Raw genomic sequence first — 22767 nt, forward strand, 5'->3', positions numbered from 1 at the left:
GGGGCACTCTGGCCGAAGCCGATTAACGCACTGTTAAATCCTGATGCCCCCGCCCGCCGTCGCGATTGTTGAACACAGGTTTCCCACACAATGAATTCGAGCTCCAAGCTTGCACTCAAAAAGTCTGCTCTCAAAAAGTCTGCTCTCCGCAAACCAGGCACCAAGCAATCGGTCATCAAGGCAAAGTCCTCCAGACCTTCACCCGCAAAGCCTGCGAGCAAGACCGGCAAGCTTCCGGAGTGGAACCTCGCCGACCTCTATTCCGGGATCGATGCGCCGGAAGTGGCGCGCGATCTCGCAAAGATGGATGCCGATTGCGTCGCGTTCGAGACGGACTACAAGGGCAAGCTCGCAACAGGAACAGCAAAGGAAGATGGCGGAAAATGGCTCGCAGAAGCCGTGCGACGCTATGAGGCGATCGACGACCTCGCCGGCCGGCTCGGCTCGTACGCTGGCCTCGTTCATGCCGGCGACAGCGTGGACCCCAAGATTTCAAAGTTTTACGGCGACGTTTCCGAGCGCCTGACGGCGGCATCGACGCATCTGCTGTTCTTCGCGCTCGAGCTCAACCGGATCGATGACGATATTTTGAACCGCGCGATGCAGGCCACCGAGCTCGCGCACTACCGTCCCTGGATCGAGGATCTACGCAAGGAGAAACCGTACCAGCTCGAGGACAAGCTCGAGCAGCTCTTCCTGGAGAAGGCGCAGACCGGCTATTCCGCCTTCAATCGGCTGTTCGACCAGACCATTTCGAGCCTGCGCTTCAAGGTCGGGCCCAAGGAGCTCGCGATCGAGCCGACGCTCAATCTGTTGCAGGACCGCGACGGCGCCAAGCGCAAGGCCGCGGCAGAGGCGCTCGCAAAGACCTTCAAGGCCAATGAGCGCACCTTTGCGCTGATCACCAACACTTTGGCCAAAGACAAGGACATCTCCGATAGCTGGCGCGGCTTCAAGGACGTCGCAGATTCCCGGCACCTGAACAACCGCGTCGAGCGCGAGGTGGTGGATGCGCTGGTCGCCTCGGTGCGCGCAGCCTATCCAAAATTGTCGCATCGCTACTACGCGCTGAAGGCACGCTGGTTCGGCAGGAAGCGCCTGGCCTATTGGGACCGCAACGCGCCGCTGCCTTTTGCTGCGACCGACGTGATCGGCTGGGGCGATGCGCGAAACATGGTGCTCTCCGCCTATCGCGGCTTCTCGCCCAAGATGGCTGATATCGCCGAGCGCTTCTTTGCCGACCGCTGGATCGACGCGCCGGTACGTCCGGGCAAGGCGCCGGGGGCCTTCTCGCATCCGACCACGCCGTCCGCGCACCCCTACGTGCTGATGAACTACCAGGGCAAGCCGCGCGACGTGATGACGCTCGCCCATGAGCTCGGCCATGGCGTGCATCAGGTGCTGGCGGCCAGGAACGGCGCGTTGATGGCGCCGACGCCGCTGACGCTGGCGGAGACCGCGAGCGTGTTCGGCGAGATGCTGACCTTCCGGCGGCTGCTGGCGCAGACCAGGAGCGCAAGGCAGCGCCAGGCGCTGCTCGCCGGCAAGGTCGAGGACATGATCAACACCGTGGTGCGGCAGATCGCGTTCTATTCCTTCGAGCGCGCGGTCCACACCGAACGCAAGAACGGCGAGCTCACCGCGACGCGGCTCGGCGAGATCTGGCTCTCGGTGCAGGGCGAGAGCCTTGGTCCGGCAATCGAGATCAAAGCGGGGTACGAGAACTACTGGATGTACATCCCGCACTTCATCCATTCGCCGTTCTACGTCTACGCCTATGCATTCGGCGATTGTCTCGTGAACTCGCTCTACGCCGTCTACGAGAACGCGGCCGAAGGCTTTGCCGAGCGCTATCTCGACATGCTCGCCGCCGGCGGCACCAAGCATTATTCCGAACTGCTGCGGCCGTTCGGGCTCGATGCCAAGGATCCAAAGTTCTGGGACGGCGGCCTGAGCGTCATCGCCGGCATGATCGACGAACTGGAAGCGATGGGCTGAGCCGAACCGCCTTCAGCGCTGCAGCGAGCAGGTCGGGTCGGCCGTCCGAGTGTCCCGTTGTTCCGACAACGGGGGAGGCGGGTTGTAAAGATCCCGCCATGCACATTGAACGTTTGTGCCCGGGACCGGACTAATTCTTGCAGGCGGGTTCGACCTGCAATGCAATCTGTGATCGTTGATCGTCGCGTGTGCTCGGCCAGGGAGGCGAACATGGCCAGGATCAGTGCCCCAGACCCCAAGGTGGAGCCGCCACGGGCTGTGGGGGAACAGCAGCTGTGGGGGACGCAGCACCGGAAGATCGTCAAGCGCGAGCTCGCAGCCATCAACAACCGCCGCCTAGCCCAGGGTATGGATCCCGTTGCATACCCTGGCGACGAAAAGGCGATCGACACGGTCGGCCTTGCGCTGTCAGGCGGCGGGATCCGATCCTCCGCAATCTGCCTCGGCGTCTTGCAGGCTTTCAATCACCACGGGCTCATCAAGCACATCGACTATCTGTCGACCGTATCGGGCGGCGGTTACACCGGCTGTTCGTTTACGGCGACCATGACGCGGGCGCAGAATTTCGTCTTCGGAAGCACGCCGACACCTGGAGCCGAGAGCGCAAATGAGATCAGTGACACGCCTGCGGTGGGCCATATCCGGAATTACTCGAACTATCTCGTTCCGGCCGGCGCGCGCGACCTGATCACCGGCGTCGCAATCGTCGTGCGTGGACTCGTTGCCAATCTGAGCCTGACGCTGCCGGTTGTACTGCTCGTTGCAGTGATCACGATCCTGTCCAACGCCGCACGCTCGTCACTCTATACGACCAATTTCTTCGGCCTGAGCGTCGACGACACCCACAATCTTGGTCCCCTCTCCAGCCTGGGATTGATGCCTGCCTTCTTTCTTGTCGGCCTTGTTGTCGCTTTGCTGCTTTTGTTGGTCGGGCGCCTTTTCAAAGTCGGGCGGCGCGAGCTGTTTCGGTACCTGGCCGGTCTTGCGTTTGCGATGGGTCTCATCTGTGCGATCGCCAGCTGCCTGAATGTCGATCACTTTGGCCTTTCGCTTGCAGCGGTCCTGCTCGGCCTTGCGCTTTTCTTTGGCTGGGCAGTGCTGCGATCGATTTCGTCGACCAAGGGAGGTGAATTCCGCGGCTATCCGTCGACGGTCGGCGCGACCTATCTCGTTCTGCTTGCCGCCATCTGCTTCTTCGAATTTCAGCCCTTCATGATCGCCCAGATGTTCGATGTCGCCGACGCTAACACGACTCAGTCCGGCGGCATCATTGGCGGCGTTGCAATCAAGTGGGTCCAATCGCTTGCGGCCATCACTGCGCCGGTTGCGGCGGCTGTCACGCTGTTCCGGCAGCAATTCGCCGACCTGCTGAAGGGCGCCGGCGCCTCGGACCTGGGATCACGCCTGCTCGCCCATGCGGCGAAAGCAGCCGTGCTTGTCGCGGGACTGGCGCTGCCCTTGCTGATCTGGGTCGGATATCTCTATCTTTGCTATTGGGGCATCGCGAACGACAAGACCCTCGACGCCGCCTACCGTCAATACCCCATGATCGAGGAGTGGGGAGCGGCTGGCGTGCAACCCGTGCCGCCCGCGGCCGGTGTCGATGTCAAGGGAAATGTCCAGTTTGACTCGGCGACCCGCAAGCTCTCGGCCGAAATCACCAATCGCGAAGCGAAGGTCGTCGTCTCCAAGCCGGTGGGGCCGATCTCGCACATTCCCGCATGGCTGTTTTCCGTTGCGTCATTGCAGTCCCCGGACAAATTCACTTGGTCGAAGTACCAGTTCGGCAACAGTGTCAGCTGGCGGATGATGCTGCTCTACTTCTTGTCGGGCTCGGCCATGTTCGGCCTGTCGTGGGTTCTCGGGCCGAATGCCAATTCGTTGCACCGGCTCTATCGTGATCGCCTCAGCAAGGCCTTCTTGTTCAATCCGCTCTATTACGCCGACGGGGAGCCGTCGCGGAACATGCCGAGCCTGGACCAGGGGAGGGATTTCCTTCCGCTCGACGAGGAGAAGCTGAGCGGTCTGTTACATCAGATGGTCTACGGGGTCGATCCAGCGGGAGCGATGACGGTCGCGACATCGAAAAAATGCAGCCTGGCCTCGCCATATCCCATCATCAACGCCGCGCTGAACATCCAAGGATCCGACTTCGCCAATCGGCGGGGACGGAACGCGGATTTCTTCATATTCTCGCCGCTGCACGTCGGCAGCGAGGCCACTGGCTATGCGAATACACCGGCATTCGAGAAGGTCGCGCCGGGCCTCGATCTTGCGACCGCGATGGCAATCTCCGGGGCCGCTGCTTCGTCGAACATGGGCTCGGGGTCGATCCGCTCGCTGACCCCGACCCTGGCGCTCCTCAACGTGCGCCTGGGGTACTGGTTGAAGAACCCGCGCTGGGTCTCGACAAAGGACAAGCCGCAGCACCACTCGACCCCTTTGTTTCTATGGTCTGAGATCTCGGGCCGGCTTTACGAGAATGCCGATGCGGTCTACCTGACGGACGGCGGACACATCGAGAATCTCGGTGTCTACGAGTTGTTGCGACGACGCTGCAAGGTGATCATCGCGGTTGACGCCGAAGCCGATGCACCCATGAATTTCTCATCCCTGGTGACGCTGCAGCGCTATGCGCGCATCGATCTCGGGATCATCATCGATCTGCCGTGGACGCCGATCCGCAACACCACGCTCGAGTGGATGAAGTGCAACGCAACCAAATCCCCGGCCCGGCGCACGGCGGGCGGACCGCACGTGGCGGTCGGCACCATCGACTACGGCTCGGGGGAAAAGGGGTACCTCGTGTACATCAAGTCGTCCCTGACCGGAGACGAGAACGACTACATCCGCGACTATGCACGCCGCAACGACACCTTCCCGCATGAAACCACCGGTGACCAGTTCTTCTCGGAGGAGCAGTTCGAGGTCTACCGCGCGCTGGGTTTCCACATGAGCCACGGTTTTCTCACCGAGGATGCCGGCGCGGATGCAATCGTCGTCAACGTTCCGGGAGAACGCTGCGCAAAGCGAAACTTCTGCGACAGCAAGGTGGAGCCGATCGGCGCAGTCCGCCGTGCGCTCGGCCTGCGCTGAGAGGCCTCGGCTCGTGGCATCGGAGACCGCCTCTGACGGGCGGATCACCGGTCTGAGCCGAATTCCCGCCCATTGGAATTCCAAATGACCTGATTTGCCGGGAAACCGCGCCTCCGTGCCGTTGCCCTGCCCGGAAGTTTGCGGTATCCCAGCCACGAAATTCGACTTTCGACTGGGGACAATTCATGGCTGACCATAGCGAAGTGGCGTACAGCACCGCCGACGGCAACGACTACGTTGCCCACGAGCAGACCTACGAGGGCTTCATCAAGCTGGTGAAGTACGGCACGGTCTCGGTCGCGCTTATCGTGATCCTGATGGCGATCTTCCTGACCTGATTCATCCCCTGCAGCACCGCCAGTGTCGTCGGTGCCTATAAAATTTGCAATCAAGCCGGATTGAAAACCGGTATCCAACGTTGCGGGAGTAACGCTAAGTTCGCGTGCGCGCTTCTTCCCGCGTCGCCGGAGGGCCTATGAAGATCGCCGTTGCCAAGGAAATCGATCCGTCGGAGCCGCGGGTCGCCGCTTCGCCGGATACGGTGAAGAAGTTCAAGGCGTTGGGCGCCGAGATCGCCGTCGAGCCGGGCGCCGGCCTCAAGTCGGGCCTGCCGGACTCCGAATTCACCGCGGTGGGCGCCACCGTCAGCGCCGACGCGCTGAAGGACGCCGACATCATCATCAAGGTGAAGCGCCCTGAAGCCTCCGAGTTGGCGCAGTACAAGCGCGGCGCGCTCGTCATCGCCATCATGGACCCCTACGGCAACGAGGCCGCGCTGAAGACGATCGCCGATGCCGGTGTCTCCGCCTTCGCGATGGAATTGATGCCGCGCATCACGCGCGCGCAGGTGATGGACGTGCTGTCCTCGCAGGCCAACCTCGCCGGCTACCGCGCCGTGATCGAGGGCGCCGAGGCCTTCGGACGCGCCTTCCCGATGATGATGACCGCGGCCGGCACGGTGCCCGCCGCCAAAGTGTTCGTGATGGGCGTCGGCGTCGCCGGCCTCCAGGCGATCGCGACCGCACGCCGTCTCGGCGCCGTCGTCACCGCGACCGACGTCCGGCCCGCCACCAAGGAGCAGGTCGAATCGCTCGGTGCAAAATTCCTCGCCGTCGAGGACGAGGAATTCAAGAACGCGCAGACCGCCGGCGGCTACGCCAAGGAAATGTCCAAGGAATACCAGGCCAAGCAGGCCGCGCTCACCGCCGAGCACATCAAGAAGCAGGACATCGTGATCACCACCGCGCTGATTCCGGGCCGGCCGGCGCCGAGGCTCGTCACGGCTGACATGGTCAAGTCGATGAAGCCGGGATCAGTGCTGGTCGATCTCGCCGTCGAGCGCGGCGGCAATGTCGAAGGCGTCAAGGCGGGCGAGGTCGCCGATGTCGGTGGCATCAAGATCGTCGGCTACACCAACGTCGCCGGCCGCGTCGCGGCGTCGGCCTCCAGCCTCTACGCGCGCAATTTGTTCAACTTCATCGAAACGATGGTCGACAAGACCAGCAAGGCGCTGGCCGTGAACTGGGACGACGAGCTCGTCAAAGCGACCGCGCTGACCAGGGACGGCGCCGTCATCCACCCGAACTTCCAGCCGAAAGCGTAAGGAGAGCCGCCATGGAGCATGTTGCACAGGTCGTCGACCCCTTCGTCTTCCGGCTGTCGATCTTCGTTCTCGCCGTCTTCGTCGGCTATTTCGTGGTGTGGTCGGTGACCCCGGCGCTGCATACGCCGCTGATGAGCGTGACCAATGCGATCTCCTCGGTGATCGTGGTCGGTGCGCTGCTCGCGGTCGGGGTCGGCATGATCTCGAGCGGCTCGGGCTGGGCGCGCGGCTTCGGCTTCATCGCGCTCATTTTCGCCTGCGTGAATATCTTCGGCGGCTTCCTTGTCACCCAGCGCATGCTGGCGATGTACAAGAAGAAGGTGAAGTGAGCGGCGTTCACCTCGGGGTGACAAAGACAAAGGGGACCTGAGATGAACGCCAATCTGGCTGCAGTTCTGTATCTCGTGGCAGGTGTGCTGTTCATCCTGTCGCTGCGCGGGCTGTCCAGCCCCGCCACATCGCGGCAGGGTAATTTCTTCGGCATGATCGGCATGGCGATCGCGGTCGCCACCACGCTGGCCAGCCATCCGCCGGCGGACGGCCTCGCCTGGATCCTCGTGATCCTTGGCATCGCGATCGGCGGCAGCGTCGGCGCAGTGATTGCCCGCCGGGTGCCGATGACCTCAATGCCGGAACTGGTCGCCGCGTTCCATTCGCTGGTCGGCATGGCCGCGGTGCTGGTCGCGGCCGGTGCGTTCTACGCGCCGGAGGCCTTCGACATCGGCAGCCCCGGCAACATCCATCCGCAGAGCCTGGTCGAGATGTCGCTCGGCGTCGCCATCGGCGCGCTGACCTTCACCGGCTCGGTGATCGCGTTCCTGAAGCTGTCCGCGCGCATGAGCGGTGCGCCGATCATCCTGCCGTTCCGCCACATCATCAACATTGCGCTCGCGATCGCGCTCGTCGTCTTCATCGTCGGGCTGGTCATGACGGGCAGCGCGCTCGACTTCTGGCTGATCGTCATCATCGCGCTGGCGCTCGGCGTCCTCATGATCATCCCGATCGGCGGCGCCGACATGCCGGTCGTGATTTCGATGCTTAACTCGTACTCGGGCTGGGCCGCGGCCGGCATCGGCTTCACCCTCGGCAATTCCGCGCTGATCATCACCGGCGCGCTGGTGGGATCAAGCGGCGCGATCCTGTCCTACATCATGTGCCACGCGATGAACCGCTCCTTCATCTCGGTCATTCTCGGCGGCTTCGGCGGCGAGACCGCGGCGGCCGGCGGTGGCGGCGGCGAGCAGAAGCCGGCCAAGCTCGGCTCGGCCGACGACGCAGCCTTCATCATGAAGAACGCGCAGAAGGTCATCATCGTGCCCGGCTATGGCATGGCGGTGGCACAGGCTCAGCATGCGCTGCGTGAAATGGGCGACATCCTGAAGAAAGAAGGCGTCGAGGTGAAATACGCCATTCACCCGGTCGCCGGCCGCATGCCCGGCCACATGAACGTGCTGCTGGCCGAGGCCAACGTGCCCTATGACGAGGTGTTCGAGCTCGAGGACATCAACTCCGAATTCGCGCAGGCCGATATCGCCTTCGTGATCGGCGCCAACGACGTCACCAATCCGGCGGCCGAAGAGGACAAGACCTCGCCGATCTACGGCATGCCGGTGCTCCAGGTCTGGAAGGCCGGCACCGTGATGTTCATCAAGCGCTCGCTCGCTTCCGGCTATGCCGGCATCGACAATCCGCTGTTCTATCGCGACAACACCATGATGCTGCTCGGCGACGCCAAGAAGGTCACCGAGAACATCGTCAAGGCGATGTAGCGCGGAGGCAAGCGGGCCATTGCCAATGCGACGCGCGAGCAGCGCGTCGCGTGGCACACCGCTCACCAGGCGGCGTGCGGCTGCCGTGACGTTCCGGCCCGCCTCGGGCGATGTCATGAAATTGCTGCCGAGCCGGTGCAAACCCTGAACAGGGGCCGGGTCGCGTCATCATGACCATCGTCAAATGGATCGCCATCCTGCTCGTGACCGTCTATTGCGCCGGTCTCCTCGTGCTGTATGTCAGGCAGCGCGAGATGCTGTTTCCGATCCCGCCCGTCGGTCGCACCACGCCGGACGCCGCAGGCTTCCCCGAGGCCGAAGAGCACGTCCTGACTACCTCCGATGGCGAGAATGTCATCGTCTGGCACGTGCCGGCGAAGCCAGGCCGCCCCGTGATCCTGTATTTTCCGGGCAATGGCGATTATCTCGCTGGTCGCGTCAGCCGCCTCAAGGCCATGACGGCGGACGGCACCGGCCTGGTCGCGCTGTCCTATCGCGGCTATGCCGGCTCGAGCGGGGCGCCGAGCGAGGCGGGCCTGCTGCGCGATGCCGCGGCCGCCTACGCCTTCACCACCGCGCGCTACGCGGCGGAGCGAATCGTCGCGTGGGGCTTTTCGCTCGGGACCGGCGTGGCGGTCGCGATCGCCTCGGAGCATCGTGTTGGAAAACTCATCCTGGAAGCGCCCTATACATCGACGGCCGATATTGCAGCTTCATCGTTCTGGTACGTTCCGGTCCGCCTGCTGATGCGAGATCCATTTCATTCCGACGAGCGCATCCCGCGCGTCACTGTGCCGCTATTGGTGATGCATGGCACCGATGACCTTGCCATTTCCATCGTGTTCGGAGAGCGTCTGTTCGCGCTTGCGCACGAACCGAAGGAGTTCGTTCGCTTTGCGGGCGGTGGACACGACAATCTCGATGCGTTCGGTGCGATTGAAACGGCGAGGCACTTCATTGCTTTCTAGACGGCTTGTCGTTCGGCGCGCGAGCGGGTTCATCGCCGCGATCCTCGTCGTGTTGTTGCCACAGCACGCATGGGCGGCGACCGGGCTCGACGGCGCGGCGATGCGCTGGCCGTATGCGCTGCCCTTTGCCGGCCTCCTGCTGTCGATCGCTCTCGGGCCGCTGCTGTTTGCAAAAGTCTGGCACCATCATTACGGCAAGATCGCCGCGGCCTGGTCGCTGCTGGCACTCGCCTCGCTCGTCATCCTGGCCGGGAGCATGGCGACGTTGGCGGCGCTCGTTCACGCCATGCTCGCCGAATATCTCGGCTTCATCGTGCTGCTGTTCTCGCTCTATGTCGTGGCTGGCGGCATTCTCGTGACGGGCGACATCAAGGCGACGTCGGCATCAAATGCCGGCATCCTCGCGCTCGGTACGGTGATGGCGAGTGTCGTCGGCACCACGGGGGCGGCCATGATCCTGATCCGCCCTCTGATCCGCGCCAACCGACCGCGGCGCTACAACGCCCATGTCGTCATCTTCTTCATCATCCTGGTCGCCAATGTCGGTGGCGCGCTGAGCCCGCTCGGCGATCCCCCGCTGTTCGTCGGCTTCCTGCATGGTGTCGACTTCTTCTGGACCACGCGGACCATCTGGCTGCAGACGGCGATCGTTGCCGGACTGCTGCTCGCGATCTTCGTCGTCATCGACGTCTGGCGCTTCCGCAGCGAACCCTTGCTCGGCGCCGCCGGCGCCGCGAAGCCGGTCCGCATCCGCGGCCTCGTCAACCTGGTGCTGATTGCAGCCATCGTCGCGAGCCTGCTGGCCTCGGCGATGTGGAAGCCCGGCATCGCTTTCGACATTCTCGGAACCAGGCTGGAGCTGGAAGATATCGCCCGCAACGCGGCGCTGCTGGCCATAGCGGGCCTGTCGGTGTGGTTGACGCCGGACGAGCACCGGCAGGCCAACGGCTTCACCTGGGAGCCGATCCGCGAAGTCGCAAAGCTGTTCGCCGGCATTTTCATCGCGATCATCCCGGTCGTCGCCATGCTCGATGCCGGCCATCACGGCGCGTTCGCCTGGCTGTTGTCGGCCGTGACCGCTCCGGACGGCACGCCGCGCGAGGTTGCCTATTTCTGGTTCACCGGTCTGATGTCGGCGTTCCTCGACAATGCGCCGACCTATCTGTTGTTCTTCGAGCTCGCCGGCGGCGACCCGCAGATGCTGATGCACGAACTCTCGGGCACGCTCGCCTCCATCTCCATGGGCGCAGTCTACATGGGCGCGCTTACCTATATCGGCAATGCGCCGAATTTCATGGTGAGCAGCATCGCCAGCGAGAACGGCATCGAGATGCCGAGCTTCTTCGGTTATTTCCTGCGCGCCAGCGCGGTGCTGATCCCGCTGTTCGTGCTGCTGACGCTGCTGCCGTTCGCTCCGATCCTGCGCTGGCATTGAATCTGCCGCGCGATTGCTACTGCTCGGCTGAGACAATTGGAGCCGATGGATGAGCGCGCACAATCCGACGCCTCGATCGGCCTGGATCTTTCCGGCGCTGGCCGTGCGAGGCGCATCTGTCGGGCCGGGCCTTGGTGCTCAGCGTCGTGCTGCTGCTGATTGCGCTGCTGGCGGTCGTGTTGCTGTCCAAGAAATTCTCGCTGGTGGTCGATGCCGTCGCGGCCAGGATCGGCGCGCCGCCTGCCTTTGCTCCTGACCTTCTTCCTGAGCATGCTGACCTTCGGTACGGGCAGGACCAATGTCCTGTTCGGGCTGGTCCATAAGGTGGTATTTGCCGTCTACGTGTTCGTGGTTTTCGTGCCCTGAACCGGTTTTCCGGATATGCCCCAGGAGAGTTCCGATGCTTGCCGCCGAGTCCGAGGTTCAGGTCGACAATGAGCAGGTTCGGGTGACCGAGTGGCGGCTCGCGCCAAACAGCGCCACCGGGCATCACACCCATGGCATGGACTACGTCATTGTTCCCGTGGTCGGAGGGGAAATGACCATCGTGGCGCCCGATGGCGAGCGGTCCAAAGCACAGCTTGCGGCCGGGAAATCCTATTTTCGCAAGGCCGGCGTCCAGCACGACGTGCTTAACGAAACCGCAACCGAGATCGTGTTCCTTGAGGTTGAGCTGAAGTCGTAAGTCCGGCGTACCCCTTTGCCATTGATCCGTCGCAGTTGATCCCTCACTATGCCTCAAAGTTCCCGCATCAGATCGCGCGGGGAGTGGCCGGAATGCTGAAATACATCGCTAAAATCTCGATGGACATCTTCCCCTCGGTGCTCGCAACGATCATCGGGGCGTATATCGTTAATCATTACATCAACGCCAAGCCGGCGGCGGATGCGCCCGCGGCCGTGACGGCGCCCGCCGAGGCCGGCAAGAACGGCAAGCCCGCCGATGTGGCCAACCTCCCCGCGCCCGGCGTCAAGGCCAAGGGCATCTCCGAGAAGAACGTGACGGACAAGCCGGCGGCCGAGAAGGCTGCCGATCATCCGGGCGCGGAGTCGAAGACCTCGACGGCGGACGTGGCACCGGCCGAGGCCGCCCCGCGCGGCAAGCCGTCCGGTCGCGAGAAGGCAGTCGCCAAGTCCACGCCGGCCGTCAGTGCAGCCGCTCCCGCCGCCCCGGTGGTGGAGGCCAATTCGGCGCCCGCTGCTGCCGCGCCGGCCGCAACCCCCGACGCCAACGATCTCGTGCGCGCCGCGATCGAGCGCCTGCGCAAGTCGCCTGAGAGCAAAGCGGCTGAGGCCAAAGCTTCCGACACAAAGGCTGCCGACACAAAGGCTTCCGACAATAAGTCTTCCGAGACCAAGGCGCCCGAGAAGACTCAGGAGCCTGCGGTGCGTGAAGCCGCCCGCACTCCGGAGGCCCCGCGTATCATTCCCGTGGATACGTCATCGGTGCGTCCGTTGCCGCCGCCGATCACGGTCTCGACACCCGCAGCCGAGGCCTATGGCAATGGCGGCTCGTCGCAGCCGAGCCCGCCCTACACGGCGTCGGTCGGCAACGAGAACCCGAATCGGCTGACGCCGCCGGCTGATATTCCGGTCCCGATGATTGCGCCCCCGCTCGATCTGCGCGCCGATGCCGGCGCGTCGATGCCGCGGCCGAAGACCAATGTCGCCGACGACATGCTGTCGGGCGTTAAGTCCATGTTCCACTCCGTTCTGCCGAAGAGCGTCACCCCGGATTAAGACGGCGCCCGCGCTGCGCCAGACTCGTCAGCCGCCGACGCGGGCGAGGCCGCTGCGGGCGGCGTCGTCGCGTGGGCGAAGCGAGACCGCCTTGGTGTAGGACGCCGCCGCCTTGGTCCTGTCGCCCAGCCGTTCATAGGCTTGCCCGCGTATGGTCCAGACTTGGGCATTGTGGGGATCGGCCTCGGAAGCCTCATCCAGATCGGCCGCGGCCTCCTTGACCTTGCCGACGGCGAGATAACTGGTGGCGCGGCCGAGCAGCGGCTCGACCTTCTGCGGGTTAAGGCCGCTCGCGGCACTGAAATCGGCGATGGCGAAGTCGTGCTGGTTCTTGCCCTGGTAGATCAGGGCGCGGCCATAGAGCGCCTGCGCGTTGTACGGATCGAGTCCGACCGCGTGATTGAATTCATCGAGCGCGGCCGCCGTCTCGCCGGACTTTGCCAGAGCCTGGGCCTTTGCCGTATGGGCTTGGGCTTCGCTGACATTGCCGGCGCTGACCACGTTCTCAGCGGTCGTGGCCGCCTTGGGTGCCTCCTGCGGCTTCTCCTTCTCCGGCGTCAGCGACCCCAGGTCGAAGGAGCAGCCGCATAGCGAAATCCCCATCAAGGCCAGCGCAAACGGCTGCTGCAAGATCTGCCGTAGCCGCGCCAAGCCGCGCTTGGGGAGAGGGGAGGCCATCTACGGTTCGCTCGCGCTAGTGCCGCATCGGTAGTGCCCCATCCCAGCAAGGCACCGCTCACAAAACAATAACGCGGGCCAGGGGCCCGCGTCATCGAAAACTGAAATCTCTCAAGTCGGGTAAATCAGCGCGGTCCGCGCGGACCAGCACTTGCACCTGCGCCTGCACCCGGGCCGCCGCGACCGCCACGATCACCGCCGGGGCCAGCACCGAACACCGGCTTCGGCTTCATCGGCAGCAGGCCTTCGCGCTGCAGCTTCTTGCGGGCCAGCTTGCGTGCGCGACGCACGGCTTCGGCCTTTTCACGGGCCTTCTTCTCGGAGGGCTTTTCGTAGTGACCGCGGAGCTTCATCTCGCGGAAAATACCCTCGCGCTGCATCTTCTTCTTCAGCGCCTTGAGGGCTTGATCGACATTGTTATCGCGAACGAGAACCTGCACGCGGCATCCTCTTCAGTGGATCGGATTTGAATTCTGGTAAGTCAAAGGGGATGGCGAAACGCACAAGCCCTTAACCTTGAGGGCGCGGATGTATCAGACAAAACTTGGGATGTCCACCGGCCAAGCGGGTTTTCGGGCCAAGTTCAGCCATTAAATGAGGCAAAATACCTCTGTGCGGCCCTGATTTGGGAGATTTGACGCCAAGGGTGGGGCCGTTTCCGGAGCTTTGTTCCGGAATCTTTGAAAGCAGGGGACGACACATGGATATGAAGAAATACGCGGCCGAAGCTATCGGTACCTTTTGGCTCACATTCGCAGGTTGCGGAAGTGCGGTGATCGCAGCCGGCTTTCCGCAGGTTGGCATCGGTCTGGTCGGTGTCTCCCTCGCGTTCGGACTGAGCGTGGTCACCATGGCCTATGCGATCGGCCACATCTCAGGCTGTCATCTCAATCCGGCCGTCACTGTCGGTCTTGCCGCCGGCGGACGTTTTCCGGCCGGACAGATCCTGCCTTATGTGATTGCGCAGGTCGCCGGCGCGATCGTGGCCGCGTGGCTGCTCTACGTCATCGCAAGCGGAGCTCCCGGCTTCGACGTCAGCAAGGGGTTCGCGTCCAACGGGTACGATGCCCATTCTCCCGGCCAGTACAGCATGATCGTGTGCTTCCTCACCGAGGTGGTCATGACCATGATGTTCCTGTTCATCATCATGGGCGCGACTCACGGCCGCGCGCCCGCCGGCTTTGCGCCGCTGGCGATCGGGCTCGCGCTGGTGATGATCCATCTCGTCAGCATCCCCGTCACCAACACCTCCGTGAACCCGGCGCGTAGCACGGGGCCCGCGCTGTTCGTCGGCGGCTGGGCGCTGTCGCAGCTCTGGTTGTTCTGGGTTGCGCCACTGATCGGCGGCGCGCTGGGCGGGGTGATCTATCGTTGGCTCAGCGAAGAGCCCACTGGCGTCGTCGCGGGCGCGAAGACGGCATAACTGCAAAGCGGGATCGCGGCATGCGCCGCGGTCCCGTTATTTGCCGGTCGTGGGTCGCACTTCGGTGACATGTCCCATCTTGCGGCCCGGACGCGGCGCGCCCTTGCCGTAGATGTGCACCGTTGCGCCCGCGACGCTCAGCCACTTGTCATATTCGTTGATCTCGTCGCCGATCAGATTGGTCATGGTGACGACTTCGCCGTGGCGCACGGGCTTGCCGAGGGGCCAGCCGGCAATGGCGCGGATGTGCTGCTCGAACTGCGAGACGGACGCACCGTCGAGCGTCCAATGTCCGGAATTGTGCACGCGCGGAGCGATCTCGTTGACCAGCACCTTGGGTCCGGTGCCGTTGGCGAGCACGAACATCTCGACGGCAAGCACGCCGACATAATCGAGCGCGCCCGCGATCTTGCCGGCGATACTGCGCGCTTCCTCGGCGAGCACGTCCGGGATCCGGGCGGGCGCACGGGAGATCTTCAGGATGTGGTCGCGGTGCTCGTTTTCGGTGACGTCGAAACACTCGACCTGGCCCGTGGCCGAGCGGGCGGCGATCACGGAAATCTCACGCTCGTACGGCACGAAGGCTTCCAGGATGGCCGATTTGGTGGCGAGACTGGTCCACACTTTCGCGACGTCGTCGCCCTCGCGGATGATGGCCTGGCCCTTGCCGTCATAGCCGAAGCGACGGGTCTTCAGCACCGCCGGAAGGCCGATCCTGGCGATCGCCTCGCGCAATGACGGGACCGAGGTGACGTCGGCGTAGGCTGCGGTGCCGATGCCCAGCCGCGTCACGAAATCCTTCTCGGCGAGCCGGTCCTGGGTGGTCTCGAGGATCTTGCGGTTGGGCAGCACCGGGCGGCGCGCATCCAGCACCATCGCGGCCGCGGACGGCACGTTCTCAAATTCGTAGGTGATGACGTCGACGTCGTTGGCGAACAGCTCGAGTGCTTCGACATCGGCATATTCGGCGCAGGTCGCATTCAGGACGACGTCGAAGGCCGGTGAGTCCGGATCGGGCGAGAACACCTGGCAGCGCAGGCCAAGCCGGGCCGCCGCCATGGCCAGCATCCGCCCCAATTGTCCGCCGCCGAGGATGCCAATGGTGTCGCCGGGCTTCAGCTTCACCTGCTTTGCGTCAGTCACGCCTTGTCCTCCGGGCGCTCGGCCACGGCCTCGGTCTGCGCCTTGCGCCAGGCGGCGAGGCGATCGGACAAGGCCGGGTCGGACAAGGCCAGCACGGCCGCCGCCAGCAACGCCGCATTGATGGCGCCCGCCTTGCCGATGGCGAGGGTGCCGACCGGGATGCCTGCGGGCATCTGGACGATCGAATAGAGCGAATCGATGCCCTTGAGCGTCCTGGATTCGATGGGGACGCCGAACACGGGCAATTCCGTCAGAGCCGCCGCCATGCCGGGCAGGTGGGCTGCGCCACCCGCGCCGGCGATGATGACCTTGTAACCAGCCGTCTTGGCGCCTTTGGCGAACGTAAACAGCCGGTCGGGGGTGCGGTGGGCCGAAACGATGCGGGTGTCGGCGGCAACGCCGAGCCCTGCGAGCGTGTCGGCGGCATGCCGCATCGTGTCCCAGTCCGACTGGCTTCCCATGATGATGGCGATCGGCGCGGTCATGACGTGAATTGTTCTCGAAAAACAGAAAGATAGGCCAGACTAAAGGTTCCGGCCGGTGGCTCGCAAGGCGGTGGCAAGGAGAAGGGAATGAACTATCCTGTCTTGGTGAATCCCCGCAAGCCTTCATTGAGCAGGATGCCCATGAAGAAACCAAAAAGGGCAAGCGCTGCGAAGGCCAAAAAGGGCCCGAAGCCCAGTGCCGGCCGCTCCAAAGTTGCTCTCAAGCGTCCGGCCAAGCGTCGGATCAAGGGTCCGGCGCGGCGTCCGACCAGGCCGTCGCAGCGGGCAGCGTCTGCCGATGACGGGGCCAAAGCGGCCATCGAGCCGGCCATCAACGCGACCATCCGCGAGCTCCGGAGCAAGCTCAGGGGGGCGCTGCGGCGGGTCGCGGAGCTCGAGGCGGCTGCCGACACCGATTTCCTGCTCGAAATTCCGAACCGGCGCGGCTTCGAACGCGAGCTCGCCCGCGCCGTCGCCTACATGAAGCGCTACCGCGCCAGCGGGGCGCTGATCGTGCTCGACGTCGATCGGTTGAAGCCGATCAACGATTCCTTCGGCCATGCGGCCGGCGACGAGGTCCTGAAGGCGATTGCCACCACGCTGACGCGGCAGATCCGCGCTTCGGACGTGGTCGGCCGGCTCGGCGGCGACGAGTTCGCGCTGCTGCTCTGGAATCTCAGCGAGACCGACGCCAAGGCGAAGGCCGCGGCTTTCGAGCAGGCCATCGACGAATTGTCCTTTGTCTTTCGCGGCCAGCACGTGAGCGCGGGCGCTTCCGCCGGCGTCGCCCTGCTCGGAGTGCAATCCGACGCCACGCGCGCCCTGGAGGAGGCCGATGCCGCGATGTATGTGCGCAAGGCGCACCGGCGGCACGAGCCGCACATCAGGCTCGTCAGCAGCTAGTTAAAGCGTGCCGAGGTCTTTCGGTACGTCGCCGAAGCTGCGGAGCAGTTTTGCGTCCCCGAATTCGCCGGTCATGGGATCGCCGCTGCGGCTGAACGCGACCGCGCCGGTGTGGCCGGCGCCGTGCGACATAATCTCGGCGCGCCGTAGCGCGGCCGCCGCGCTCTGGCATTCCTCGGCCGCACCCGCGACCGGCGATCCGTCCTCGTCGGTCAGGAAAGGTAATGCAACGTAATAGGTGACATCGGACATGGTCGGCTCCGATAGCTGACAGTCAGGCGGCGCTGCTCTTGCTCCGCATCTTGCTGCGCGAGGTCTCCGGAATGCAGCCTGCGGAAACCGCCGCCTGCAATTCTTCCAGCTCGGCCTCCAGATATTCATTGGCCATGATCAGCGCCTTGATGGTGCTGCGCAGATTGCCGTCGCACATCGCGATCGCCTGATCGCAGGCTTGTTCATAATGGCTGTTGTCGAGAAGGGCGGTTGCCGACATCTGCATTTTCCTTAGACGGTTTCCCCGGGGGTGTTGGGTGCTCAAATGTTCTTATTTTGTTCCTTTCGAGTCAAGCGGATTTACGTGCGGCGGGGCCGCCGTAAAGTTCTACCCGTGGATCAGGCGATGATGTCGGGCGTGATCTGGTCTTCGATGAACGCGATACGGTCACGCAACAACAGCTTGCGTTTCTTCAACCGCTGTAACCGCAACAGGTCGGGGGCGGGCGATTGATGCAGTGCATCGATCGCCACATCGAGATCTCGGTGTTCCTGGTGCAACCGGGCGAGCTCGGATTCGAGTTCGCGCGCATCTTCATTGGTCATGTCTGCGGTGGCCGAAAAACCGATAGGCGTGAGATTAAGGCTGTGGATGCCCTGTGGAAACTATCGTCCTTGCGCGCCGTGATCGCAAGCGATCTCGGGCTGTCGCGCGCCGATCTCCCGCGAGATATTTCTGCGGTCGCTCCGGCGTTGCGCAAGCGCATTGATATCACGGATTTTTCCCGCGTGGTTCCCTTACTCACGCTTCGTTACATATGAATTTCTAAAAATGACAGCGCGACGACTGATATCCATCGACAGAACAAATCGGTGATGTACACTTCCTCGTCCGGTCGAATCCAAGGTTCACCCCTACCGAGGAGGTTTCGAATGACAATTCAGGCACATCTGGTTGAATTGGAACGGAAGCACAAAACTCTCGAAAACGAATTGCACGAAGCTCTCGTGCACCTTTCAACAGACGACCTGCAAATTGTTGAGTTGAAGCGCCGGAAGTTGATGGTCAAGGACCAGATCGAGCGTCTCAGGCACGGCGACACGCTCCACTAGTAACCCCGTAACAGCGTAGAGTTGATCGCACCCTTTCAGGCAGGGATGGGAGCCTTTGCGCTCATCCCTGCTGCAAGGCGCGCAGCGTGCAAGGATTTGCGCGGCTCCAGCGTCTTGTCTGGACGCAGTTCTTTACGCGCAACCGGAATCCAATTCGCTTTAAACCACTAGATGTTTGCGAGCTCGGCGACGTGATCCGCGATCGCGAGCGATGACGTCAATCCGGGCGACTCGATGCCGAACAGATTGATCAGGCCTTCGACGCCGTGATCGCGCGGGCCCTGCATCAAGAAATCCTGCGTGGCCACCGCCGGCGGCACAATCTTCGGGCGGATGCCCGAATAGCTCGGCATGAGAGCACCGTCAGGCAACGTCGGCCAGTATTTGCGGATCGCCGGGTAGAAGCGCTCGGCGCGTGACGGGTCGACCTCATAGTCGATCGTCTCGATCCACTCGACGTCAGGGCCGAAACGGGCCTGCCCGGCCATGTCCAGCGTCAGATGCACCCCTAGGCCACCGGGCTCGGGCACCGGATAGATCAGGCGCGAGAACGGCGCCCTAGCATTGCAGCTGAAGTAGTTTCCCTTGGCGAGGTAGGCCGTCGGGATCCGTTCCAGCGGCATGCCCTCGATGTTGCGCGCCACGGTGGTCGCCGAGAGCCCGGCGGCGTTGACGAGGAGGCTGCATTGCAGCGTCATCGGCGCTTCGCCGCCCGCCTCGATCTCGATGACGCCGGCGGTCGCCTTGGCACGGATCAGCGGGGTGTGAAACGCGAAGGCCGCGCCCGCGTCCTCGGCTTCGCCGCGCAGCGAGAGCATGTAGGCGTGGCTGTCGATGATGCCGGTCGACGGCGACAGCAGCGCGGCGTCACAGGCGAGCGCCGGCTCCAGCGCACGTGCCGCATCACCCGTGAGCAACTGCATGTCGAGCACGCCGTTGGCCTCGGCATGCGCCTTGATCGATTGCAGCTTCTCGGTCTCTTTCGGATTGGTCGCGACGATCAGCTTGCCGCAATTCCTGTGCGGGATGCCGCGCTCGGAACAGTAACGATAGAGCGCGTGCTTGCCGTCGACGCACATGCGCGCCATCCAGCTTCCGGCGCGGTAGTAGATGCCGGCATGGATCACCTCGCTGTTGCGCGAGGAGGTGATGGTGCCGATGGCCTCGGCTTGCTCGAGCACGATCACCTCGCGCCCGGCTTGCGCCAGCTTTCGAGCCACCGCGAGCCCGATCACGCCGGCTCCGATGACGACGCAGTCCACCCTATCCATGGTCGTGCAGGACGTCCGCTCGAAGCGACGATGGCCCCACGCCTGGGGAGGGCGACGCGGGGGCTTTTTCCGTTAAGGAAGCATTTATCATGTCAGGGCAATTGCCGTATTTGATGCCACATTGTTCCGTTGCGCGTACAGGCGTTTACCCGATCCAAACTCGCGAGGCCAGACAATCCGACGTTGAAATCGCGGGTGGCTGATGGCTGAGAAGAACTGGCACGCGGGCAGCGCGCTTCCGATTGCGGTGCAGGCCGTCGTGTGCCTGGCCGCAGCGGTCGCGCCTGCGCGCGCCTTTGCCCTCTCAGACAGCTTCACCCCTCCGAGCTATCTCGGCGAGCTTGATCCCAACGTGATCTGGGAAGCCCTGATCGCGGGAATTGTGATCTGTTCGTTCTTCGCCGCGATCGCGCTGTGGATCCATTCCTCGCTGCGCCGGACCAGGCGTCTGCAGCTGCGGCGCAATGCCTTCGTCTCCTCCGCCATGAACAATCTCAACCAGGGCGTGGTGATGACGGATGCGCAGCGGCGCGTCATCTTCTGCAACGACCGCTATATCGAGATTTACGGCCTGGCGCGGTCGGATCTCTGGGCCAACATGAACGGCTACGAACTCCTTGAGCTGCGACGCAAGCGCGGGGTGCTCGGCGCCGCCTCCAACGACGAGTTCTACGAGAAGGCGGCAAGCACCAACGGCTTGATCACCGAACTGCCGGACGGGCGGGCCATCCTGGTGAAATATTTCGTGCTGCCCAACGGCGGCTCGGTGACGACGCATCTGGACGTCAGCGAGCAGCGCAGGCTGTCGCGGCAGCTCGCCTCCACCAAGCAGTTCCTGGAAACGGTGCTGGACAACGTGCCGGCCTGCGTGGCCGCAAAGAACATCGAGGATGGTCGCTACATCTTCGCCAACAGCGCCTATGAGCGGTTCTGGGGCTTCTCGCGCGACCATGTCGTCGGCAAGAACGCGCGCGAGCTGTTTGCGCCGATCTCGGCGGACAGCATCGAGGCGACCGACCGCACGGCACTCGATTCGCCGGACGGCCAGTTTCGCAACGAATTCGAGGTCGACCGCGCCGGTGAGCGACGCATGGTTGCCTCGATCCGGATCGTTGTCCGCAACGAGAGCAACAAGCCCGAATTCCTGATGCTCGTGTTCGAGGACATCACCGATCGCCGCTCGCTGTCGAAGGAGCTGGAGAGCACGAAGAAGTTCCTCGAGCTCGTGGTCGACAACATCCCGGTGGCCCTGATCGTCGAGCAGGTCAAGGACGGCCGCTACCTGCTCGCCAACCGCAGCGCCGAGACGATCCTCAACCGCAGGCGCGAGGAAGCCACAGGCCTGACCGCGTCCGACATCTTCAATCCCAAGGAAGCCAAGCTGATCATCGCGCGCGACGAAGCCGCGATCAAGAAGCGTGGGATGATCACCGAAGAGCACCCGATCTCCACAAAGGACGGGCTGCGGCTGTTCCTCACCCGCCGCGCCACCGTGCTGAGCGACACCGGCGAGCCGCAATATCTGATCAAGACCCACGAGGACGTCACCGATCGCCGGCAGACCGAGTCGCGCATGGCGCACATGGCCTATCACGACGGCCTCACCGATTTGCCGAACCGTGCCGCTTTCCTGCAGGCGTTGACCCAGATGATCGAGGCCTGCGAGGGCACCGGCGAGGAGTTCGCGGTTCTGTGCGTCGATCTCGACGGTCTCAAGGAGGTCAACGACGTCTTCGGTCATGCGCACGGCGACAAGCTCCTGGTCGAGGTGGCCCAGCGGCTCCAGGACTCCGCGCGCGGCGGCGTGGTGGCGCGCCTGTCCGGCGACGAGTTCGGCCTGATCATCGACGGTAAGCAGCCGGATGCAGGTCTCGCGCTGGCGCAGCAGATCGGTGATGCCGTCGCTAAGGAATTCCAGATCGACGGCCGCCCGGTCCGCGCCGGCGTCACCACCGGCATGTCGATCTTCCCGCACAACGGCGCCGACGCCGCCTCGTTGCTCGCCAATGCCGGCGCGGCGCTGTTCCGCGCCAAGCAGAAGTCGCGCGGCACGATCAGCCTGTTCCAGCCGGAGATGGACCAGCAGATCCGCGATCGCCGCGTGCTGCACCAGGATCTCTCGATGGCGATCAAGAACGGCGAGCTCTCGCTCGCCTTCCAGCCGCAGGGAGCAGCGGGCCACAGCGTCGCCGAGAGCGAGATCATCGGCTTCGAGGCGCTGGCGCGCTGGCAGCATCCGGTGCGCGGCCAGGTCTCCCCGGCCGAATTCATCCCGATCGCGGAGGAAAGCGGCCTGATCGTCGAGATGGGCGAGTGGATCCTGCGCGAAGCCTGCCGCGAGGCCGCGTCCTGGCCGAAGCCGCTTCAGATCGCGGTCAACCTGTCGCCGGCGCAGTTCATGCACGGCGACGTGGTCGGGCTCGTGCATTCCATCCTGCTCGAGACGGGTCTCGCACCCGGTCGGCTCGAGCTCGAGATCACCGAGGGCGTGCTGATCGAGGACTTCGATCGCGGTCTGGCGCTGCTGCGCCGGCTCAAGGCGCTCGGCGTGCGCATCTCCATGGACGATTTCGGCAGCGGTTATTCCTCGCTGAGCTATCTCCAGGCGTTCCCGTTCGACAAGATCAAGATCGACCGCGCCTTCATCATCAATCTCGGCCGCAACCCGCAATCGGCGGCGATCGTGCGCGCGGTGATCGATCTCGGCCATGGCCTGGAAATGTCGATCGTCGCCGAAGGCGTCGAGACGCTGGAACAACTCGCCTTCCTCGCCGCGGAAGGCTGTGACGGCGTGCAGGGCTATCTGCTCGGCAAGCCACTGCCGATCGGGAAATATGCCGGCCTCGTCGGTCGTGCCGAAGTCATGGAGCTTGCGCTCAAGACCGGCTAGAGCGTTTTTCGAGCGCAGCGGATGCGGGTTCGCGTCAAG

At 63.8% G+C, this 22767-nt stretch carries 23 protein-coding genes and 1 pseudogene; 16 read left to right on the forward strand and 8 right to left on the reverse strand.

What is annotated here, in order from left to right; all coding sequences use genetic code 11:
• Window positions 1-90 precede the first annotated feature (90 nt).
• From IVB42_RS25390 to IVB42_RS25440, 11 genes and pseudogenes are all read left to right on the forward strand, one after another.
• Window positions 91-1998: a M3 family oligoendopeptidase gene (locus IVB42_RS25390; RefSeq protein ID WP_018453809.1), complete on the forward strand. Its 1908-nt coding sequence runs from the start codon at window positions 91-93 to the stop codon at window positions 1996-1998.
• Window positions 1999-2208: 210 nt separating this feature from the next.
• Window positions 2209-5094 carry a cell division protein gene (locus tag IVB42_RS25395; RefSeq protein ID WP_026232600.1) on the forward strand — a complete coding sequence of 962 codons (2886 nt, stop codon included), beginning with the start codon at window positions 2209-2211 and terminating at the stop codon, window positions 5092-5094.
• 185 nt (window positions 5095-5279) lie between these two features.
• Window positions 5280-5432 (forward strand): aa3-type cytochrome c oxidase subunit IV, encoded by a 153-nt coding sequence (locus IVB42_RS25400; protein ID WP_007596280.1) that lies wholly within the window; start codon window positions 5280-5282, stop codon window positions 5430-5432.
• 137 nt (window positions 5433-5569) lie between these two features.
• Entirely contained in the window at window positions 5570-6697 is a 1128-nt protein-coding gene (locus IVB42_RS25405; protein WP_018453811.1) for a Re/Si-specific NAD(P)(+) transhydrogenase subunit alpha, read from the forward strand.
• An 11-nt stretch (window positions 6698-6708) separates the two neighbouring features.
• On the forward strand, window positions 6709-7026 hold the full coding sequence (locus IVB42_RS25410; RefSeq protein ID WP_018453812.1) for a proton-translocating transhydrogenase family protein: 318 nt from the start codon (window positions 6709-6711) through the stop codon (window positions 7024-7026).
• Window positions 7027-7068: 42 nt separating this feature from the next.
• On the forward strand, window positions 7069-8466 hold the full coding sequence (locus tag IVB42_RS25415) for an NAD(P)(+) transhydrogenase (Re/Si-specific) subunit beta (protein ID WP_018453813.1): 1398 nt from the start codon (window positions 7069-7071) through the stop codon (window positions 8464-8466).
• 170 nt (window positions 8467-8636) lie between these two features.
• Entirely contained in the window at window positions 8637-9434 is a 798-nt protein-coding gene (locus tag IVB42_RS25420) for an alpha/beta hydrolase (RefSeq protein WP_018453814.1), read from the forward strand.
• Window positions 9388-10869 carry a sodium:proton antiporter gene (locus tag IVB42_RS25425; protein WP_247397987.1) on the forward strand — a complete coding sequence of 494 codons (1482 nt, stop codon included), beginning with the start codon at window positions 9388-9390 and terminating at the stop codon, window positions 10867-10869. The genes IVB42_RS25420 and IVB42_RS25425 overlap by 47 nt, the downstream gene beginning before the upstream one ends.
• A gap of 110 nt (window positions 10870-10979) precedes the next feature.
• Window positions 10980-11235: pseudogene (locus IVB42_RS25430) on the forward strand (ionic transporter y4hA); the annotation flags it as partial.
• A gap of 34 nt (window positions 11236-11269) precedes the next feature.
• Window positions 11270-11554 carry a cupin domain-containing protein gene (locus IVB42_RS25435; RefSeq protein ID WP_018453817.1) on the forward strand — a complete coding sequence of 95 codons (285 nt, stop codon included), beginning with the start codon at window positions 11270-11272 and terminating at the stop codon, window positions 11552-11554.
• 92 nt (window positions 11555-11646) lie between these two features.
• On the forward strand, window positions 11647-12609 hold the full coding sequence (locus tag IVB42_RS25440; RefSeq protein WP_018453818.1) for a hypothetical protein: 963 nt from the start codon (window positions 11647-11649) through the stop codon (window positions 12607-12609).
• A gap of 27 nt (window positions 12610-12636) precedes the next feature.
• Here IVB42_RS25440 and IVB42_RS25445 read toward each other — a convergent pair whose 3' ends face one another.
• Window positions 12637-13287: a tetratricopeptide repeat protein gene (locus tag IVB42_RS25445; RefSeq protein ID WP_026232602.1), complete on the reverse strand. Its 651-nt coding sequence runs from the start codon at window positions 13285-13287 to the stop codon at window positions 12637-12639.
• A gap of 125 nt (window positions 13288-13412) precedes the next feature.
• Window positions 13413-13727 carry a 30S ribosomal protein S21 gene (gene rpsU / locus IVB42_RS25450; protein WP_007614218.1) on the reverse strand — a complete coding sequence of 105 codons (315 nt, stop codon included), beginning with the start codon at window positions 13725-13727 and terminating at the stop codon, window positions 13413-13415.
• Between the two features lie 260 nt (window positions 13728-13987).
• Here rpsU and aqpZ point away from each other — a divergent pair, with 260 nt between their 5' ends.
• Window positions 13988-14710: an aquaporin Z gene (gene aqpZ, locus IVB42_RS25455; RefSeq protein ID WP_018453820.1), complete on the forward strand. Its 723-nt coding sequence runs from the start codon at window positions 13988-13990 to the stop codon at window positions 14708-14710.
• Window positions 14711-14746: 36 nt separating this feature from the next.
• Here aqpZ and IVB42_RS25460 read toward each other — a convergent pair whose 3' ends face one another.
• Together IVB42_RS25460 and purE are read right to left on the reverse strand one after the other, a co-directional pair.
• On the reverse strand, window positions 14747-15853 hold the full coding sequence (locus IVB42_RS25460; protein ID WP_018453821.1) for a 5-(carboxyamino)imidazole ribonucleotide synthase: 1107 nt from the start codon (window positions 15851-15853) through the stop codon (window positions 14747-14749).
• Window positions 15850-16338 (reverse strand): 5-(carboxyamino)imidazole ribonucleotide mutase, encoded by a 489-nt coding sequence (purE, locus tag IVB42_RS25465; RefSeq protein ID WP_007614214.1) that lies wholly within the window; start codon window positions 16336-16338, stop codon window positions 15850-15852. The genes IVB42_RS25460 and purE overlap by 4 nt, the downstream gene beginning before the upstream one ends.
• A gap of 141 nt (window positions 16339-16479) precedes the next feature.
• On the opposite strand from purE, the gene IVB42_RS25470 reads away from it, so the two are divergent.
• Window positions 16480-17241 (forward strand): GGDEF domain-containing protein, encoded by a 762-nt coding sequence (locus IVB42_RS25470; protein WP_018453822.1) that lies wholly within the window; start codon window positions 16480-16482, stop codon window positions 17239-17241.
• On the opposite strand, the gene IVB42_RS25475 is transcribed toward IVB42_RS25470, so the two are convergent.
• From IVB42_RS25475 to IVB42_RS25485, 3 genes are all read right to left on the reverse strand, one after another.
• Window positions 17242-17493 carry a hypothetical protein gene (locus IVB42_RS25475; RefSeq protein WP_007614211.1) on the reverse strand — a complete coding sequence of 84 codons (252 nt, stop codon included), beginning with the start codon at window positions 17491-17493 and terminating at the stop codon, window positions 17242-17244. It lies immediately after the preceding gene.
• A gap of 22 nt (window positions 17494-17515) precedes the next feature.
• Window positions 17516-17734: a hypothetical protein gene (locus tag IVB42_RS25480; RefSeq protein WP_007614210.1), complete on the reverse strand. Its 219-nt coding sequence runs from the start codon at window positions 17732-17734 to the stop codon at window positions 17516-17518.
• A 119-nt stretch (window positions 17735-17853) separates the two neighbouring features.
• Window positions 17854-18060, reverse strand: a complete 207-nt coding sequence (locus IVB42_RS25485) for a DUF465 domain-containing protein (RefSeq protein WP_007596255.1) — start codon at window positions 18058-18060, stop codon at window positions 17854-17856.
• Between the two features lie 69 nt (window positions 18061-18129).
• Here IVB42_RS25485 and IVB42_RS25490 point away from each other — a divergent pair, with 69 nt between their 5' ends.
• Complete coding sequence (locus IVB42_RS25490; protein ID WP_240543946.1) at window positions 18130-18276, forward strand: hypothetical protein; 147 nt, start codon at window positions 18130-18132, stop codon at window positions 18274-18276.
• A gap of 111 nt (window positions 18277-18387) precedes the next feature.
• Complete coding sequence (locus IVB42_RS25495) at window positions 18388-18567, forward strand: DUF465 domain-containing protein (protein ID WP_007596254.1); 180 nt, start codon at window positions 18388-18390, stop codon at window positions 18565-18567.
• 167 nt (window positions 18568-18734) lie between these two features.
• Here the strand turns inward: IVB42_RS25495 and IVB42_RS25500 are convergent, their stop codons facing one another.
• On the reverse strand, window positions 18735-19838 hold the full coding sequence (locus IVB42_RS25500; protein ID WP_018453826.1) for an NAD(P)/FAD-dependent oxidoreductase: 1104 nt from the start codon (window positions 19836-19838) through the stop codon (window positions 18735-18737).
• 202 nt (window positions 19839-20040) lie between these two features.
• On the opposite strand from IVB42_RS25500, the gene IVB42_RS25505 reads away from it, so the two are divergent.
• Window positions 20041-22728 (forward strand): EAL domain-containing protein, encoded by a 2688-nt coding sequence (locus IVB42_RS25505; RefSeq protein WP_018453827.1) that lies wholly within the window; start codon window positions 20041-20043, stop codon window positions 22726-22728.
• Window positions 22729-22767: the final 39 nt, after the last annotated feature.

The sequence above is a fragment of the Bradyrhizobium sp. 45 genome (genome assembly GCF_023073155.1).
GTDB lineage: Bacteria > Pseudomonadota > Alphaproteobacteria > Rhizobiales > Xanthobacteraceae > Bradyrhizobium > Bradyrhizobium canariense_D.

Bases quoted from the DNA above. Each gene is read 5' to 3' on its own strand.
- IVB42_RS25495 (WP_007596254.1), top strand. From the start codon at position 18,388: ATGACAATTCAGGCACATCTGGTTGAATTGGAACGGAAGCACAAAACT.
- IVB42_RS25505 (WP_018453827.1), top strand. From the start codon at position 20,041: ATGGCTGAGAAGAACTGGCACGCGGGCAGCGCGCTTCCGATTGCGGTG.
- IVB42_RS25395 (WP_026232600.1), top strand. From the start codon at position 2,209: ATGGCCAGGATCAGTGCCCCAGACCCCAAGGTGGAGCCGCCACGGGCT.
- purE (WP_007614214.1), bottom strand. From the start codon at position 16,338: ATGACCGCGCCGATCGCCATCATCATGGGAAGCCAGTCGGACTGGGAC.
- IVB42_RS25470 (WP_018453822.1), top strand. From the start codon at position 16,480: ATGAAGAAACCAAAAAGGGCAAGCGCTGCGAAGGCCAAAAAGGGCCCG.
- IVB42_RS25480 (WP_007614210.1), bottom strand. From the start codon at position 17,734: ATGTCGGCAACCGCCCTTCTCGACAACAGCCATTATGAACAAGCCTGC.
- IVB42_RS25425 (WP_247397987.1), top strand. From the start codon at position 9,388: ATGCGTTCGGTGCGATTGAAACGGCGAGGCACTTCATTGCTTTCTAGA.
- IVB42_RS25410 (WP_018453812.1), top strand. From the start codon at position 6,709: ATGGAGCATGTTGCACAGGTCGTCGACCCCTTCGTCTTCCGGCTGTCG.
- IVB42_RS25485 (WP_007596255.1), bottom strand. From the start codon at position 18,060: ATGACCAATGAAGATGCGCGCGAACTCGAATCCGAGCTCGCCCGGTTG.
- IVB42_RS25440 (WP_018453818.1), top strand. From the start codon at position 11,647: ATGCTGAAATACATCGCTAAAATCTCGATGGACATCTTCCCCTCGGTG.
- IVB42_RS25400 (WP_007596280.1), top strand. From the start codon at position 5,280: ATGGCTGACCATAGCGAAGTGGCGTACAGCACCGCCGACGGCAACGAC.
- IVB42_RS25445 (WP_026232602.1), bottom strand. From the start codon at position 13,287: ATGGCCTCCCCTCTCCCCAAGCGCGGCTTGGCGCGGCTACGGCAGATC.
- IVB42_RS25390 (WP_018453809.1), top strand. From the start codon at position 91: ATGAATTCGAGCTCCAAGCTTGCACTCAAAAAGTCTGCTCTCAAAAAG.
- IVB42_RS25420 (WP_018453814.1), top strand. From the start codon at position 8,637: ATGACCATCGTCAAATGGATCGCCATCCTGCTCGTGACCGTCTATTGC.
- IVB42_RS25415 (WP_018453813.1), top strand. From the start codon at position 7,069: ATGAACGCCAATCTGGCTGCAGTTCTGTATCTCGTGGCAGGTGTGCTG.
- IVB42_RS25405 (WP_018453811.1), top strand. From the start codon at position 5,570: ATGAAGATCGCCGTTGCCAAGGAAATCGATCCGTCGGAGCCGCGGGTC.
- aqpZ (WP_018453820.1), top strand. From the start codon at position 13,988: ATGGATATGAAGAAATACGCGGCCGAAGCTATCGGTACCTTTTGGCTC.
- IVB42_RS25435 (WP_018453817.1), top strand. From the start codon at position 11,270: ATGCTTGCCGCCGAGTCCGAGGTTCAGGTCGACAATGAGCAGGTTCGG.
- IVB42_RS25475 (WP_007614211.1), bottom strand. From the start codon at position 17,493: ATGTCCGATGTCACCTATTACGTTGCATTACCTTTCCTGACCGACGAG.
- IVB42_RS25500 (WP_018453826.1), bottom strand. From the start codon at position 19,838: ATGGATAGGGTGGACTGCGTCGTCATCGGAGCCGGCGTGATCGGGCTC.